The sequence below is a fragment of the Geobacillus sp. CCR genome (genome assembly GCF_052906625.1).
In genome coordinates this window covers 1-16,285 of record NZ_JBREBQ010000025.1, presented here as the reverse complement: position 1 = coordinate 16,285, position 16,285 = coordinate 1, and the positions used below count along the sequence as shown (strand labels likewise).

General features: G+C 49.1%; 11 protein-coding genes and 1 pseudogene. 9 read left to right on the top strand and 3 right to left on the bottom strand.

What is annotated here, in order from left to right; genetic code table 11:
• The first annotated feature begins 70 nt into the window (after positions 1–70).
• The 4 genes from ACVBDQ_RS12940 to ACVBDQ_RS12925 all read left to right on the top strand — a co-directional run bounded on the left by ACVBDQ_RS12940 (position 71) and on the right by ACVBDQ_RS12925 (position 3,938).
• On the top strand, positions 71–1,018 hold the full coding sequence (locus ACVBDQ_RS12940) for an ABC transporter permease (RefSeq protein ID WP_015374604.1): 948 nt from the start codon (positions 71–73) through the stop codon (positions 1,016–1,018).
• A complete protein-coding gene (locus ACVBDQ_RS12935) occupies positions 1,011–1,961 on the top strand; it encodes an iron chelate uptake ABC transporter family permease subunit (RefSeq protein ID WP_446663248.1) in 951 nt (316 codons plus the stop codon). Before ACVBDQ_RS12940 ends, ACVBDQ_RS12935 begins: the two co-directional genes overlap by 8 nt.
• Positions 1,955–2,710 (top strand): iron ABC transporter ATP-binding protein, encoded by a 756-nt coding sequence (locus ACVBDQ_RS12930; RefSeq protein WP_446663247.1) that lies wholly within the window; start codon positions 1,955–1,957, stop codon positions 2,708–2,710. The genes ACVBDQ_RS12935 and ACVBDQ_RS12930 overlap by 7 nt, the downstream gene beginning before the upstream one ends.
• A gap of 268 nt (positions 2,711–2,978) precedes the next feature.
• Positions 2,979–3,938: a siderophore ABC transporter substrate-binding protein gene (locus ACVBDQ_RS12925; RefSeq protein ID WP_020278752.1), complete on the top strand. Its 960-nt coding sequence runs from the start codon at positions 2,979–2,981 to the stop codon at positions 3,936–3,938.
• Positions 3,939–3,976: 38 nt separating this feature from the next.
• Here ACVBDQ_RS12925 and ACVBDQ_RS12920 read toward each other — a convergent pair whose 3' ends face one another.
• Positions 3,977–4,789 carry a hypothetical protein gene (locus ACVBDQ_RS12920; RefSeq protein WP_446663246.1) on the bottom strand — a complete coding sequence of 271 codons (813 nt, stop codon included), beginning with the start codon at positions 4,787–4,789 and terminating at the stop codon, positions 3,977–3,979.
• Between the two features lie 171 nt (positions 4,790–4,960).
• On the opposite strand from ACVBDQ_RS12920, the gene ACVBDQ_RS12915 reads away from it, so the two are divergent.
• On the top strand, positions 4,961–8,728 hold the full coding sequence (locus ACVBDQ_RS12915; protein ID WP_446663245.1) for an AAA domain-containing protein: 3,768 nt from the start codon (positions 4,961–4,963) through the stop codon (positions 8,726–8,728).
• A 266-nt stretch (positions 8,729–8,994) separates the two neighbouring features.
• Positions 8,995–10,431 carry a site-specific DNA-methyltransferase gene (locus ACVBDQ_RS12910; protein ID WP_011230912.1) on the top strand — a complete coding sequence of 479 codons (1,437 nt, stop codon included), beginning with the start codon at positions 8,995–8,997 and terminating at the stop codon, positions 10,429–10,431.
• A gap of 102 nt (positions 10,432–10,533) precedes the next feature.
• Here the strand turns inward: ACVBDQ_RS12910 and ACVBDQ_RS12905 are convergent, their stop codons facing one another.
• Together ACVBDQ_RS12905 and ACVBDQ_RS12900 are read right to left on the bottom strand one after the other, a co-directional pair.
• Positions 10,534–10,845, bottom strand: coding sequence for a hypothetical protein (locus ACVBDQ_RS12905; protein ID WP_011230913.1), 312 nt, complete (start codon positions 10,843–10,845; stop codon positions 10,534–10,536).
• A gap of 264 nt (positions 10,846–11,109) precedes the next feature.
• On the bottom strand, positions 11,110–12,618 hold the full coding sequence (locus tag ACVBDQ_RS12900) for an NCS1 family nucleobase:cation symporter-1 (protein WP_011230915.1): 1,509 nt from the start codon (positions 12,616–12,618) through the stop codon (positions 11,110–11,112).
• A gap of 346 nt (positions 12,619–12,964) precedes the next feature.
• Between ACVBDQ_RS12900 and ACVBDQ_RS12895 the strand changes: the two genes are divergently transcribed.
• The 3 genes and pseudogenes from ACVBDQ_RS12895 to preA form a co-directional block, all read left to right on the top strand.
• On the top strand, positions 12,965–13,855 hold the full coding sequence (locus ACVBDQ_RS12895) for a nitrilase-related carbon-nitrogen hydrolase (protein ID WP_011230916.1): 891 nt from the start codon (positions 12,965–12,967) through the stop codon (positions 13,853–13,855).
• 74 nt (positions 13,856–13,929) lie between these two features.
• Positions 13,930–15,279, top strand: a complete 1,350-nt coding sequence (locus ACVBDQ_RS12890) for an NAD(P)-dependent oxidoreductase (RefSeq protein WP_011230917.1) — start codon at positions 13,930–13,932, stop codon at positions 15,277–15,279.
• Between the two features lie 19 nt (positions 15,280–15,298).
• Positions 15,299–16,168, top strand: a pseudogene (gene preA / locus ACVBDQ_RS12885) (NAD-dependent dihydropyrimidine dehydrogenase subunit PreA); the annotation flags it as partial.
• Positions 16,169–16,285 lie beyond the last annotated feature (117 nt).

The window sequence follows — 16,285 nt, the reverse complement described above, 5'->3', positions numbered from 1 at the left end:
ATTGAGTCTGGACATGGCATCGTCATTCGACTTGTATGATGGGATAGAACGGGAGACAGGATGAGAAAACATGAAAAAATGGATGGTGCTTCTTGTTGTTTTGGCTGCGGCATCATTGTTTGTCGGTGTGCATGATTTATCGCCTCGCGAGCTGTTTGCCGGCGACCGTGAGGCGTGGGAAGTGTTTTTGATCAGTCGCTTGCCGCGGCTTATCAGCATTCTGATCGCTGGGTCAAGCGTGAGCATTTGCGGCTTGATCATGCAGCAGTTGAGCCAAAACCGATTTGTGTCGCCGACGACGGCGGGAACGATGGATTGGGCGCGGCTCGGCCTGTTGGTGTCCATGATTGCATTCGCTGCCGCAGGGCCGCTTGTGAAGGCGGCTATTGCCGTTGTGTTTGCGTTTGTCGGGACGTTGCTGTTTATGACGGTTTTAGATCGTGTGAAGTACAAAGATTCGATCTTTATTCCGCTCATCGGCTTGATGTTTGGCAATATTGTCGGTTCTGTCACGACGTTTTTGGCTTATAAATATGATTTGATTCAATCGATGTCCGCATGGATGCACGGCGATTTTTCCGTTATGATGCAAGGACGTTATGAAATGCTGTATGTGAGCGTTCCGCTCATGGCAATCGCTTATGTATACGCCAATCGGTTTACGATCGCCGGCATGGGGGAGGAGATGGCGACGAACTTAGGGGTTCGCTACCGTTCGATTGTCTACACTGGTCTCCTCATTGTCGCTGTTGTTTCTGCTGTTGAGGTGTTGACGGTTGGGACGCTGCCGTTTTTAGGGCTGATCGTTCCGAACATCGTCACGATGTATTATGGGGATCATTTGCGCAAAGTATTGCCGTTGACAGCCATATTTGGCGCTTTGTTTGTGCTAATTTGCGATGTATTTGGCCGAGTCGCCATTTATCCATACGAAATTCCGATCGGCTTGACGGTTGGAGTAATCGGAAGCGGCGCCTTTTTATATTTGCTCGTAAGGAGAACGAAGCAGTATGTCTAATCGGATGAAAGTGGTTGTGCTCGTGGTATTGGCGCTCGGATTGATCGTGCTGTTTTTGTTTGCACACTTGCGAGGGGATTTTGACTATGTGTTGCGCTCGCGGAGCGAAAAGATTGTAGCGATGGTGCTTGTCGGCTGGGCGGGGGCGGTTTCGACCGTCTTATTTCAGACGATGACCAATAATCGTATTTTAACTCCAAGCATTATCGGGCTTGATTCCGTTTATATGCTTGTACAAACTGCTGTGGTGTTTTTGTTCGGTTCGACGACGTTGACCATGATGGGCGACACCTCGCACTTTCTCTTGTCTGCTGGGTCGATGATCGGTTTTTCAGTTTTATTGTATTCGTTTTTGTTTCGCCGTGAAGGGCAAAATTTATATTTCATCTTGCTTGTTGGGATGATTCTCGGTACGTTTTTCCAAAGTTTGACGTCTTTCATGCAATATTTGATTGACCCAAATGAATTTTCCATCATTCAAGATCGAGTGTTTGCGAGCATCAACAATATGAAAACAGACTTGCTTTGGCCGGCAGGCCTGCTCATTGCGGCCGCGACATTGTATACATACCGTCATCTTCACGAGTTGGACGTGCTGTCGCTCGGCAAAGATCATGCGATCAATTTAGGCGTGGCGTATGAAACGGTCGTCAAGCGGCTCTTGATGGTTGTGGCGGTGTTGGTGTCGGTTTCGACCGCGCTTGTTGGTCCCATCATGTTTTTCGGATTGATAGTCGCCAATGTGGCGTATGCGTTTTTTCAAACGTATGAACATCGTTATTTGCTTACAGGAGCGGCGCTGTTCGGCGTCATCGCCCTCGTTGGCGGCCAGCTGGTGGTCGAGCGGGTGTTCACCTTTTCGACGACGTTGTCTGTCATTGTCAACATGGTCGGAGGCGTCTATTTTCTATACCTTTTGTTAAAGGAGCGAAAAGCATGGTAGAGGTGAAACAAGTATTGAAGCGATACGGCGGGAAGACCGTGATTGACCGTGTATCTTTATCTGTTCCGCGTTGCAAGCTCACATCGCTCATTGGCCCGAACGGGGCGGGGAAAAGCACGCTTTTGTCTATGATGAGCCGCTTAATTCAAAAAGATGGCGGGGAAATCTGGATTGAAGGAAAGGAAATTGCTCATTATCGTACAGAAGAGTTGGCGAAAAAAATTTCCATTTTGAAGCAATCCAACCACATTGCGGCTCGCTTGACTGTAAACGAATTGGTGTCGTTCGGCCGCTTTCCGTATTCGCGCGGCCGCTTGACGCGCCAAGATCGCGACTATGTGCGTGAGGCGATCCGCTATATGGAGTTGGAGCCATTGCAAGACCGCTATATGGACGAGTTGAGCGGCGGACAGCGGCAGAGAGCTTATATCGCGATGGTGTTGGCGCAAGATACGGATTATATTTTCTTGGACGAGCCGTTGAACAATTTGGATATGAAACACGCCGTGCAAATGATGAAAGTGTTGCGCAAGCTGGTCGATGAGCTTGGCAAAACGATCGTGATGGTGATGCACGATATTAACTTTGCCTCCTGTTACTCCGATTATATGGTCGCGTTAAAAGATGGAGCGGTCGTCTGTGAAGGGGATGTTTCATCGATCATGAGCGATGAAGTGCTTCGCGGCATTTATGATTTGGATGTGCGCGTGCAGACGATTGAAAATCGGCGCATCTGTGTGTATTTTTAGCAATTTCCCATGAGAAAGCGTCCATCTTGACTAGTGAAAAAGCGGGCTGTGGAAGCCTATGGGCATGCTTGGTGAAGAGCTCCGTCTCGGATTCAAACATGGGACGGGGAGACGCGATCAAAGTCAAGTATATGAAGAAGCTTTCAATTCAGTAAAAAATGGTTGAGCCGGCTTTCATGTTGACATCGGTAAGAAAGGGCGCCCCTTGTCGAGTGAATACGAAAGCCGTCAACATATAATTTGAATTTCCAAAGGGGGGGTATAGCCAATGAAACAGCGTTGGCTGATGGTAGTGGTTGCTTTGCTTCTCATCGTACTGGCTGCTTGCGGCAATAAGGAGAATACAAGCAACGGAGCAAGTGGGAAGAATGACGAGAAGAAAACGGAACAAGCCGAGGAAATGACGATCAAGCACCAGCTTGGAGAGGCGAAAGTCAAGAAAAATCCAGAGAAAGTGGTTGTCTTTGATTTCGGAGTGCTAGACACCCTTGATAAACTAGGGGTGAAGGTGACAGCTTTGCCGCAGATGAACGTGCCGAAATACTTGGAGAAATATAAAAGCAGCGACTACCAAAACGTCGGCAGCCTGATGGAGCCGGATTTTGAAAAATTGAGCGAAATCAAGCCGGATGTCATTTTTATTTCCGGTCGTCAAGCAAATTTGTATGACAAGTTGAAAGAGATTGGCCCAACTGTTTATATAGGGATTGACACTCAACATTATTGGGATTCGTTTACAAACAATATGAAGTTGATCGGGCAAATGTTTGGCAAAGAAAAAGAAGTAGATGAGGAACTGGCCAATATTGAAAAACAAATCGAAGAAGTGAAGACAAAGGCTGCAGACAAAAAAGCGCTGATCATTTTGACGACCGGTGGGAAAGTGAGTGCGTACGGCAAAGGTTCGCGCTTTGGGCTCATCCATGATGTGCTCGGCGTGCCAGCCGCAGACCCGAATTTGAAAGTGACGAATCCTCATGGACAAAGCGTATCATTTGAGTACATTGCCAAGAAAAACCCGGATTACTTGTTTGTCATTGACCGCGACGCCGTTGTAGAAGGAAAGCCGACAGCGAAGCAAACGATTGAAAATGCGCTTGTGAAAAAGACGAAAGCATATCAAAACGGCCACATTGTCTACTTGGATCCAAATTATTGGTATCTCTCAGGCGGCGGATTGACGTCGGTGTCGGAAATGATCAAACAGGTGGAAGAAGGATTGAAATAAAAGGACAGGCGGGCTTAGGCGGCCCGCCTGCTTTATCGTCATAAAATGACATTCTTAATTTTGTAGATTTCCCGTTCGTGTTCGATGACTTTGTTCGAGAGGAAGGTGATGTCAAGCTTGATGTTGTTCAGCTGTTCGGTGAATGATTGGGCATGGGAATCGACTTTTTTCTCTAAGGAGTCGAGTCTTTGGTGGATGGAAGAAACTTCGCCGTGAAGTTTGTGCACGTCCATCGCGAGGGCGTCGAGTGCGGCGTCGGTTTCATCCTGGCGGTGAAGCAGGGCAGACATCAAGTCATACAGCTCTTTTTGGCCGGCTTTGATATGGGCTTGTTCTTCTTCCAACCGCTTTTGGCCTTCAAGGAGAGCTTGCTGGATCCGTCGGAATTCTTCCTGTTCTTTTCGCATTTCTTGTTGTTCTCTTCGGATCTCCTGCTGCTCTTTCCGCATTTCTTGCTGTTCTCTTCGGATCTCCTGCTGTTCTTTTCGCATTTCTTGTTGTTCTCTTCGGATCTCCTGCTGTTCTTTTCGCATTTCTTGCTGTTCTCTTCGGATCTCCTGCTGTTCTTTTCGCATTTCTTGTTGTTCTCTTCGGATCTCCTGCTGCTCTTTCCGCATTTCTTGCTGTTCTCTTCGGATCTCCTGCTGTTCTTTTCGCATTTCTTGTTGTTCTCTTCGGATCTCCTGCTGCTCTTTCCGTATTTCTTGTTGTTCTCTTCGGATCTCCTGCTGCTCTTTTCGCATTTCTTGTTGTTCCGCTTCCAGCCGTTTGTGGCTTTCGACGAGGAGATGCAACGTGTTTTCGATATGACCGAGCCGGTCGAACAGTTGCAAGAGGATCTCTTCGCTCATGGTTGGCCCCTCTTTCATTCTAATTTCTTTCATTATAGCACATATGTTCTTGTCGGACAAGCACGAATGGTGTATATAGGAAAGCGTACAAACATATGATACAATGAATAAACAAACTGACAAGTCCCAGTGCGGATGTCGGCTAGTATGTTTTTAGAAAGGGATCGATGTATGCTTTACGTTTCTCCTGCCAAAATCGCAAGCTATTTTTATCACGAGTGCGAGCGGAATTTTTATTTTCAGTCGTTGGCGAAAGAACGGCGCAGCGAGCTCGATGTGCCGGAAGAGCTGTTTGAGCGGCCCGCGGTGCATCAGAGCGTGCTGCGCCGAGGGGTTGAGTGGGAAGAGGAAGTGATTACGACCTATTTGGCCGGCCGAGTGCAGATGGGGAAGCGAGAGCCTGGCGCACCGATTTCCCACTGCTATTTGGATGGAGAGGAGACGATCCGCGAGCTGAAGCAGCCGAGCAAGCGCTATTTATACCAGCCGACATTGATCGCGCCGCCGCGCTTTTACGAACGGTACGGGTTGGATCTGAAAGTGATCCGATTTGCGGCGTGTCGTCCGGATTTGATTGAGTGCATTCCGGGGCAAAACGGCTTTGTGTTCCGCATCATCGACATCAAATCATCAGACGTGTTGAAGCTTTCCCACCGCGTGCAAACGGCGCTGTACGCGTTGATGTTGTCCTCGGTGTTAGAGGAGCACGGCGTTAAGGGCAGCGTCGATTTGCGCGAAGCCGGGATATGGACGTACAAAACCGAGCAGCCGCAGCTGACAGATATCGGACAGCTGCTTCCGTTTCTTGAGCAGTTTTTGGCTAGCGAATTGACGGCGCTGGCCGAGAAGCAACCCGATGAGCTGTTTTGGCATTTGGATTATCGCTGTGAATGGTGCCCGTTCTATGATTACTGTTTCGACAAAGCGCGGAAACAGTCGCATATTTCCCTCGTTCCGTACTTATCGAGCCATGCGTCCCGCTTTATCCGCGAGCGGCAGCTTCCGGAGACGATCGGAGAGTTTCGCCAACTTCTTGAGCGTCAAGAAACGAGACACGTCCTAAAACAAAACGCTGGATTGGCGCGTCAACTTGGGCGGCTTGAAGCGCAGCTTGAGGCGATTGCGGAGGAAAAGGTCGTTCCGTATGACCAGGCGGTGACGCATATGCCGATATGGGAAGACATCCGTCTGATTCTCACCGCGCAACGCGATCCGTTGACGGGGAAGATTGCGGCGGCATCGTTGTACCGTGTTGGTGGAACAGATGTGTTTGGAACGGGATCAGAAATGCATCATGTTATTGCTGGTTCTCTGGAAGAATGCGACGCGGTTGGCCGAACGTTTGCCGATGCGCTGGACCGCCTGCTTCAGACGGTGCACGATTACAACCGGGATCGAGAGTGGCGGTCGCAAAAATCGGTGCAGGCGTATGTCACCGACAACTATGAATGGGACAATGTGCAGCAGCTGCTTCAAGCGCTTTTGTTCGATCCAGACTATAACGAAAAAGCTGTTCGGCTGCTGTCGTATTTTCATAGCAGCTCACTAGCAAGTGTCAACGATCATCCAGATGAAATCGTTCCGCTTCCTGTCGTTGTGCTGACAACGGCTGTGAGTCAGCTGTTCGCCTTGCCGACGCATGTTGCGTACCGTCTTGAAGACTTGTCGCGGTATATTGCGGTCTACCATGATTCGCCGTTTCTGTACTCGGCGAGTGAGCGTTTTTCATTTCGTTTGACAAACGCCATGAAACTGGATGTGCTGCATGATGCCTGGCAAACAGGGGACACGGAAACACGGCAAGCGGTCGAGAAGGAGCTAAGCCGCCGCCTTTGGGCCGCTCACAGCATCATTCAAGGAATCCGTGCGTGGGCCGAGAGCGTCGATCCTTCGCCACTTATGGTCTGGCCGGAAAAATTTGCGTTTCCTCATTCGGCTGATTACCGTGATCCGCTTGTGTCCAAGCTGGCGTTTATGGCGCGCTACGAGGCGCTATTAAACTACTTGGAAATTCGCCGAAGCCGCCTGCTCCCGCTTTCGGAGCGGCTTGAGAACGGAGTGACGCTTCATGTCACGTACCTTGGCGGCGATCGGTTCCGATTGAACAACCGCCAGGCGCTTGAAACGATCGATCTAAAGGCGAGCTGGCTTTTGACGGAGTGCAATGAGGAAGGAGAAAAGGCGCAACAGACGTTTCCAGATTATAAGTATTCCAGCGAATGGAAGCCGCCCCAATGGGCCAATTTGTACTTTACCCGCATTCGCGCCATCGAAGATGATGGCAAGACAGCTGAACTCGAGCTCGAGTTGCCCAAATGGATCGACCGGTTTCCGCTTGTGGAAGGAGAGGAGTATCGGCTGTCGATCCGGCATGCCGATTTTACCACCCCGCGCGTCTTGCAGGCGTTGCAACAGTTGGATCAGGAAAATCATCGCATCTTGGACTTGATTCGCGATCCGATTCGCTATCGGAAAACGTTTCGTCCCAACTGGGATGCAGAGGAAGTCAAGGCGCTTCTCCGCCGAAGCGGGTTGACAAAAAGCCAGCGCCAGGCGTTTCTTCAATTTCTTCGTCATACGTTGACACTCGTCTGGGGGCCGCCTGGCACCGGGAAAACGCATTTTATTGCCGTTGCTCTTCGGTTGCTGATGGAAATGTATGAAAAACGGGGGCGAAGGCTTGCCATTCTTGTTTCGGGTTTCACCCATGCGGCGATCGAAAACGTTCTGCGCAAAATTCAGGAGCTTGCGCCGCGGCGCAGCGTCCATATCGCGAAACTCGGCGAGATTCAGACGGAAAACGCCAAAGGAATCGCCGAGGTGGCGGACCGTGACCTTCCCCGATGGCTGGGCAACGGCGGGCATCGGGTGCTTGGCGCCACGCTGTACGGCATTCAAAGGGCGTATGAAAAAGACTGTCTAGAAGAGTTTGACGTCGTCATTCTGGATGAGGCGTCGCAAATCCGCGTGGCCGATTCACTGTTGGCGCAGCGCCATGTCAAAAAAGCAGGCAGGCTGCTTATCGTCGGCGACCATTTCCAGCTGCCGCCAATCATTCAAGGGGCGTATGCGGCCGCGGAAGGGGAGCCGCACCTGTTCGACTCGATTTTCCGCCTGCTGTTTGACGCCGATGTCGAGAAGCGGTATACCCGCCAATTGACGGACAATTTCCGTATGAATGAGGCGCTTTGCCGCTACCCGGCCGATCGGATTTATGGACGTGACTATACAGCGTTCAACCGCCAAATTGCCGAGCAAACATTGGCGCTCGTCGACGCTCCAACTGCCGATGAATGGGTGGAAGCGGCGATCGACCCCGATTATCCGCTTGTTGTTTGCGTTTATGATGGTGCGCACGGCACGCAAGAAAATGAGGCCGAAGCGCGCTGGGTGGCCAACATAACGAGGGTGCTTCGGGAACGGCTCCTTGATGGTGATGGAAAACGGTATGATGACACGCCGGATGGCGATCAAGCGTTTTGGCGCCACGGGCTGTTTATCATCTCGCCACATCGGGCGCAAATCCGCGCCATTCGCCGTGAGCTTGAACGCCAAGAATTGCGCCCGCCGTTTTTCGTCGATACGGTTGATAAAATGCAAGGGCAAGAGGCGGATGCGGCGATCATTAGCTACGGCGTCGCCGACCCTGAACTGGCTGTGATGGAAGGGGAGTTCATCTACAGTTTGAACCGCCTCAACGTTTCGCTTACACGGGCGCGGAAAAAGACGATCCTCTTCCTCTCGCGCCAACTCATGTCGCCGTCGCTTCAGGTGATCGGCAACGAGGAATACCGTGAAGGAGTGAATTTTATGCTCGGGCTCGAGCACTACGCTTCACGGCGTGGGGAAGCCCGGGCATTCATGATCGACGGCGTCAAACTGTACATGTACCGGGTCGGCTGTTCTAAGCTTGAAAAGGTGGACCATTCCTCTCTTTGAAAACCGTATGAGCGGTCGCCATCCGCCATGCCGCCTTCTCCATTTGTTGGCTCGTTTTGTTTCCATGCTGAGCGCAGCCGCGCACGGTTCGGAAGAGGGGGCATGGCGATTTTTTTGGGGACGGAATGGGGATTGATGTACGAACGGTGAATAGTTGATAAGAAAATTAAGGGAGGAAACCGCCGAGCCATGGAGAAATAATGGAAATAAGATTTGTCGATAAGAAGCACTGTGCTAGGAATACGCGACAAGAGAGGGGGCGTGCCATGGCAAACGTCGGCGGGAGAAGGAAACCGGCAGCGGATGCAAGGCTTGAGGCGATCAAAAAGCTCTTTCCGGAAGCGGTTGTGGATGGGGGCATCGATTGGGAGTTGCTGAAGAAAGTGTTTGGCGGTCACGAACGGCAAGAAGCATATGAGTTCACGTGGCCGGGGAAGGCGGAGGCGAGGCGGCTCGCTGAGCTGCCTGCGTCCGGAGTATTGCGGCCGGATCAGGCAGCGAGCAAACAGTGGGAGACGACGAACAATTGGTATATTGAAGGAGACAATTTAGAGGCGTTAAAGCTGCTGAGAACGTCGCATGCGGGAACCATTCAAATGATTTACATCGATCCGCCGTACAATACAGGAAAAGTGCTCACGTACAAAGACAATTGGCGCAAGGGGAAAGCCGTTGTTCCTAGCGGAATCCAGGAAGAAGCGCGTGCCCATGCCGGCTGGCTCAACATGATGTACCCGCGCCTTTGGGTGGCGAGGGAGCTGTTAGCCGAGACGGGGGCCATCTTTATCTCCATTGATGATACGGAGCAGGCGAATTTGAGAAAAATGTGCGATGAAATTTTTGGCGAGCGGAATTTTGTCGCCACGTTCATTTGGCAGCGGGCGTTTTCGCCCGTGAATATGAACAAGTTCGCCTCGCGCAACCATGATTTCATTTTATGCTATGCGAAAAACATCGATCGCCTGGCTTGGTACGGCTTGCCGCGCCATCCGGAAGCGGATGGGCGGTATGCCAACCCAGACAATGACCCACGCGGTCCATGGACGTCAGGCGATTTGTCGGTGGGTCCGCCGATTCCGGAAAAGATTTATGAGATTGTGACGCCAAGCGGTCGGGTCGTTTCCCCGCCGAATGGGTATTGCTGGCGGGTGACGAAGGAGCGCTTCGCCGAGCTGGCGGCGGATAACCGCATTTGGTTTGGCAAAGACGGAAACGGGGTGCCGCGCCTGAAGCGGTTTTTAAGCGAAGTGAAGTCGACGGTGACGCCGCTTACGATTTGGACGCATGACGAGGTGTCCCATTCGCAGGAGGCGAAAAAGGAGCTGAAGGAGCTGTTCGGCGGGCTGGCGGTGATGGATTACCCGAAGCCGGTGAAGCTCATTCAGCGCATGGTGGCGCTGACAACGAGAGATGACGACCTCATCCTCGACTTTTTTTCCGGCTCGGCGACAACAGCCCATGCCGTCATGCAGCAAAACGCCGAAGACGGCGGCCGGCGGTCGTTTCTCATGGTGCAGCTTCCCGAGCCGCTTGCGGAAACGTCAGCGGCGTATCGGGCGGGGTTTCGAACGATTTGCGACATCGGCCGCGAGCGCATTCGCCGCGCGGGAGAGAAAATCGTCCGTGAAACGGGGAAGACAGAGCTTGATATCGGCTTTCGTGTATTTCGGCTCGAGAAGAAATCGAAGCAGCCCGCTCGCTAGGCGGACGGGCTGCTTTTCGATTCGGCTGATGAAAAGCGCTTTGGTAAAGCAGGCGTTGCGTCTATGTTCCGAGTCCCTGATGTCCGTTGTTTCAGGCGCTTTTTACAATGACGGCGCAGCCCAGCGGTGGTCGACAAAGACGTCGTACTCCGCGGCAATCGTTTCTTTGAGCTCCGCTAAAGACGGGATGCCGTCGGCGAAAGTGTAGGTGTCAAGGCAAATGAGGGAGTATTCGTCGCCGGGATCAAATACGATGGTGACGACTTCTTCTGTTCCGGCGTCCACTTGCCGGATGGTGTCGCCGTCTTCCGGCTCAACGAGTACGTTTTGGTATGTTTCGCGAATCACGTAGTAGCCTTCCTGCAATTGTTCAGTGAATAGATGTTCGATGTCCGTCAGTTCGTGGACAATCATTATTTAAGTCCTCCTAACTTGTGAAATCATTCTCAATGTCAGTATATAACGTAGTCGCTGTCGATATAATAGATGCCGTGGAAAGTTCGAAAAGTTGTCATGTTTGCATGCCAAGCGTAGATAAGGTTGGGTGCAGGATTGATAAGGGAAAATAGCAGCTTCCTGCAAAAAGAAAGCGCCCTCGTGGGAGGGCGATGTCAACGTTTAACCAGTGACACTGCTTGCCTTCTGTCATCGATAGGCTGTTTAGGTGTAAATGATTCATTATTTTGCGATTTCTGTCGGACTGTTATGTTTTGAATCGAAAAGGGTGATTTGTTCATACTCGCCTTCCTTTAATACGCTTTGGTCGTTTTTCATTAAGTAGGTGTAGACACCAATTGCAATGAACAATCCAAATGTCCACGCGTTGTCCCAAAGAAAACGAAGTGGCGGTATGAATAAACCAAGTACAGGAATAACGACTCCCACAATCAGTGCGTACACTCCGTTTTTGTTGAACCCATTTGCATAATTGTAACGGCCATTCGGTTTGTACAGTTCCTTTAGGTGCAACTGTCTTCGGCGAACGAGCCAATAGTCCGCAATAGCAATGCCGTCAATGGGTCCAAGCAAAGCGGCGTATGTGCCAAGCCAGCCGAATATATAATTCCCAAAGTTGGACATAATATACCATGGCTGCAATAAAATAGCGAATAGTCCTGTGATAATCGCGCCAATTCCAAATGTAATTCGCTTCGGATATAAATTTTCGATCGCTCGGGCAGGGGCAACCACGTTGGCACCCACATTAATAGTTACAGAAGAGATGACAATAATAATAGTCCCTAATAGAATGACAAATGGGGGAAATTTAGCTAACAGCTGCACGGGATCCCAAATGGCTTGACCAAAAATCACAATGGTTGCTGAGGTTACGGCAATTCCGATAAATGAAAAAACAGTCATTGTAATAGGCAAGGATAAACTTTGGGCGACCATTTGTGATTTCTGACTCTGTGCGTATCGGCAAAAATCAGGGATGTTTAATGCCAATGTGGCCCAAAAGCCGATGACGCCAGTTAAAGAAGGGAAAAAGACTTTCAAAAATTCACCGGTTGTTTCGAACTTAGAAGGAGTCTCTAAAATCGGTCCCCATCCTCCGGCGTTCGTAAATGCCCAAATGAGCAAAATGATGGAAGAAATCCCGACAACAGGTGCAGCCACTGCGCTTAGCTTTTTGATGCCTTCTGGGCCTCTATAAGCAACGCTGATATTTAAGATCCAAAATAATGCAAATACAATGGCTGTATGTCCCGGTAAATTTCCCCACGAAGAGAATGATGCCATGAGTAATGTGTCAATGGCTTTTGTTCCGATCCACGTATTGATTCCAAACCATCCGGCTGCTACAAGGGCCCGGGCTAAAGTGGGAATATGGGCGCCTTTATCTCCAAACCAAAGCCGGGCAAACACAGGATAAGGAATCCCGAATTTTGTTCCTGCATGAGAGTTTAATAAAATCGGAATAAGGACGATCACGTTCCCCAGAAAAATGGTACCAACAGCTTGCCACCAGTTCATTCCTAAAGCAATCATGCCGCTGGCCATGGTGTATGAAGGAATGCATAAACACATTCCAATCCACAATGTAGCAAAATTGATTCCTTTCCATGAATGTTCTTGCCTTGTTGTCGGACGCAAGTCATCATTCCATAAAGGACTTCCACTGACTTCTTGTGCGGCTTCCTCCGTCAAGACCACAATCCCATTGTGTTCAATTTGTGTTTTCATTCATATCCCCCTTTTTTTAAAAATCCAGTGTATAAAAGAGAAATTTAAGAAAATTCTATCTATACTATGTAAATTTTTCATTATACGATTTGTCAAATAAGAAAAAGAGAAATCTATTCATTATGTAAAATGTGTAACTATTCCTCACATTTTGATGTTCTCAATCCTAGGGAGCAACTTCGTCTAGCTGTATATTTATTTCGCTGAAATTTACATAGTGAACAATCAATGTTTTCTATTATTTAACAAAGTGTATAATGAAAAGCTGGTGATTTACTATGTAGAATATTCTTAAAGTTCAGCCTAATTGTGAAACTAGATAAAATGAAGAAGGAGTGATTGGAGCATGGCTGATCAAGTGACCATTGGTTTGATCCAAGCTTCTCATAATGTGCATGGGGACGAGCCGGTCGAGGTTCATAAGGAAAAGGCGATTGAAAAGCACGTCAAGCTTGTCAAGGAGGCAAAAGATCGGGGAGCACAAATCATCTGTTTGCAAGAGATTTTCTATGGCCCGTATTTCTGCGCCGAGCAAAATACAAAATGGTATGAGGCGGCGGAAGAAATTCCAAATGGTCCGACGACCAAAATGTTTCAGGAAATAGCAAAACAGCTGGGGGTAGTGATCGTTCTACCGATTTATGAAAGGGAAGGAATTGCTACTTACTATAATACGGCAGCTGTCATTGATGCCGATGGAACCTACTTAGGAAAGTATCGCAAACAGCATATTCCGCATGTCGGGGTAGGAAACGAGGGCTGTGGATTTTGGGAAAAATTTTATTTTAAGCCTGGAAATTTAGGCTATTCGGTATTTGATACCGCATTTGCCAAGATCGGCGTTTATATTTGTTATGACCGTCATTTCCCAGAGGGAGCGCGAATTTTAGGACTAAAAGGCGCTGAAATTGTGTTCAATCCATCCGCTACGGTAGCAGGTCTCTCCGAATATTTATGGAAACTGGAACAACCGGCTCATGCCGTTGCCAATGGCTATTACGTGGCTGCCATCAATCGGGTTGGATATGAAGCACCGTGGAACATGGGAGAGTTTTACGGGCAGTCTTACTTGGTTGATCCTAGAGGGAACTTTGTGGCCATGGGCAGCCGTGATCAAGATGAAGTGGTGATTGGCGTTATGAATAAGAAGATGATTCGGGAAGTGCGCGATATTTGGCAATTTTACCGTGATCGTCGTCCGGAAACCTATAGTGAAATGACGGCTTTACTTCCATAGAAAGCAGCGAGAAAGGGGAGGAGGGAATGACTCTATTCCCTTTCTTTAAAAATGACGCGTGGAGGGGGATGGAGATGGAGCAATCACGTTTGGAAAAGAACTTTGAAGAAGTAGAGCCTGGCTTGACAGATCGAGAAGCAATGGAAGAAGCGAATCGATGTTTGTACTGTTATGACGCTCCTTGTATTCGAGCTTGTCCGACAGGGATTGATATCCCCGCTTTTATCAAAAAAATTGCTTCTGGGAATGTAAAAGGGTCAGCGAAAACCATTATGTTGTCAAACCCGGTTGGCGCCAGTTGTGCAAGAGTGTGTCCGACAGAGGAATTATGTGAAGGGGCTTGTGTTTTAAATCATTCTACAAAACCCATTATGATTGGAAAATTGCAGCGATATGCGACCGATTGGGCGATCCGAAATAAAGAAGTATTATTCCAAGCGGGACGAAAAAATGGAAAAACAGTGGCGGTTGTCGGCGGCGGCCCTGCTGGATTATCATCGGCCAGAGAACTAGCTCGTCTTGGGTATGAAGTGACCATTTTTGAAGCGGAGAACCAAGCAGGCGGGCTAAACACGTATGGCATTGTTTCTTTCCGCCTCCCTCAAAATATCTCGTTGTGGGAAGTCAATCAAATCAAAAGCTTAGGCGTGCAAATCCGCACGAATACAAGGGTTGGTAAGGATATTGAAGTAAACGAGCTCCTAGAAAATTATGATGCTGTTGTTTTAGCTGTTGGCATGGGGAAAGTGCCAAAGTTAGGAATCCCGGGAGAAGATTTGGACGGAGTATATGATGCCATTGAGTTGATTAAAGAGACGAAAACAAAACCGTTGACTGATCGGCTGGTGGGGAAAAGGGTAGTTGTGATAGGTGCGGGAAATACCGCGATTGATGCAGCTACCTGTTCGGTGCGTCTAGGAGCGGAAAATGTAAAAATTTTATATCGCCGGACGAAAGAAGAAATGACAGCTTATGAATTTGAGTATGAGTTTGCCAAACAGGATGGTGTCGAATTTCGCTGGCTAACAGCACCCAAAAGGATTATTGGCGACAGTAAGGGCAAGGTTACTCATGTTGAATGCGTTCGGATGGAATTGGGAGAACCAGACGCTGATGGCCGCCGCCGCCCTCTTCCGGTTGAGGGATCGGAATTTATTATGCCGGTTGATGTTGTCATTAAAGCCATTGGGCAAGAGCGCCATATCGAATTGATTGAAGCTTTTGGATTAGAGCATGATCATGGCGTAGTCAAGGTGAATCCTGAAACTTATCAAACGTCGAATCCGAAGGTGTTTGCTTGTGGGGATGTGATTTTTGAAAGAGGAAAAGGCGAAGCGATGGTGGTGGTGGCAGCGCAGCAAGGGAAGGAAGCAGCTTACGGGATTCATCGATATTTGACAAAGGCAGTAAGCGAAACGGCCTAAATGAGAGGAGGGAACGGCAATGGCTGATTTAAGCATTAACTTAGCGGGAATCAAGTCCCCCAATCCATTTTGGCTCGCTTCCGCCCCTCCCACCAATTCGGGGTATCAAGTGCAAAGGGCATTTGAGGCGGGTTGGGGAGGAGCGGTATGGAAAACATTAGGGGAACCTATTTTGAATGTATCGTCCCGATTTGCGGCAATCAGTTTTAACGGACAGCGAGTCATGGGCTTTAACAATATTGAATTAATCACGGATCGTCCTCTTGAGGAAAATTTAAAGGAAATTTATGAGACGAAAAAACGTTTTCCTGACCGGGCTGTCGTTGCTTCTTTGATGGTCGAGCCCAAGCGCGAAAAATGGCATGAGATTGTGAAGCGAGTAGAAGATGTGGGCGTGGATGGGTTGGAACTCAATTTTGGCTGTCCGCATGGAATGGCGGAACGGGGGATGGGATCGGCATCAGGTCAAGTGCCAGAATTGGTCGAACGACAAACATATTGGGTCAAAGAGGTGGCACGCACCCCTGTCATTGTTAAATTAACTCCTAATATTACCGATATTACGGCGACCGCTGAAGCGGCTGCCCAAGGCGGGGCAGATGCCATCAGTTTGATCAACACAATCAATAGTCTCATGGGGGTGGACTTAGATACGTGGAATACGATTCCACATGTAGCAGGAAAGGGGGCGCACGGGGGATACTGCGGTCCAGCAGTAAAACCCATTGCTTTAAATATGGTGGCCGAATGCGCGCGACACCCGCGTATCCGCATTCCGATTTCGGGAATTGGCGGGATCTCCAATTGGAGAGATGCCGTTGAGTTTATGTTAATGGGAGCGACAGGAGTTCAAGTGTGCACGGCGGTTATGCACCATGGGTGTAAATTAGCACATTATTTCAGAATCCCTTTTTCAAATTATTTCGGACGGATTCGGAAATAATGTGCAAAATCTTTGCGAATTATTCCAGGTTTTGCAGATTATTTCCGAACATTTGCACATTAT

Coding starts and splice junctions, on each gene's coding strand:
- ACVBDQ_RS12930 (WP_446663247.1), top strand. CDS start 1,955: ATGGTAGAGGTGAAACAAGTATTGAAGCGATACGGCGGGAAGACCGTG.
- ACVBDQ_RS12905 (WP_011230913.1), bottom strand. CDS start 10,845: ATGATTGTCCACGAACTGACGGACATCGAACATCTATTCACTGAACAA.
- ACVBDQ_RS12935 (WP_446663248.1), top strand. CDS start 1,011: ATGTCTAATCGGATGAAAGTGGTTGTGCTCGTGGTATTGGCGCTCGGA.
- ACVBDQ_RS12915 (WP_446663245.1), top strand. CDS start 4,961: ATGCTTTACGTTTCTCCTGCCAAAATCGCAAGCTATTTTTATCACGAG.
- ACVBDQ_RS12910 (WP_011230912.1), top strand. CDS start 8,995: ATGGCAAACGTCGGCGGGAGAAGGAAACCGGCAGCGGATGCAAGGCTT.
- ACVBDQ_RS12890 (WP_011230917.1), top strand. CDS start 13,930: ATGGAGCAATCACGTTTGGAAAAGAACTTTGAAGAAGTAGAGCCTGGC.
- ACVBDQ_RS12895 (WP_011230916.1), top strand. CDS start 12,965: ATGGCTGATCAAGTGACCATTGGTTTGATCCAAGCTTCTCATAATGTG.
- ACVBDQ_RS12940 (WP_015374604.1), top strand. CDS start 71: ATGAAAAAATGGATGGTGCTTCTTGTTGTTTTGGCTGCGGCATCATTG.
- ACVBDQ_RS12925 (WP_020278752.1), top strand. CDS start 2,979: ATGAAACAGCGTTGGCTGATGGTAGTGGTTGCTTTGCTTCTCATCGTA.
- ACVBDQ_RS12920 (WP_446663246.1), bottom strand. CDS start 4,789: ATGAGCGAAGAGATCCTCTTGCAACTGTTCGACCGGCTCGGTCATATC.
- ACVBDQ_RS12900 (WP_011230915.1), bottom strand. CDS start 12,618: ATGAAAACACAAATTGAACACAATGGGATTGTGGTCTTGACGGAGGAA.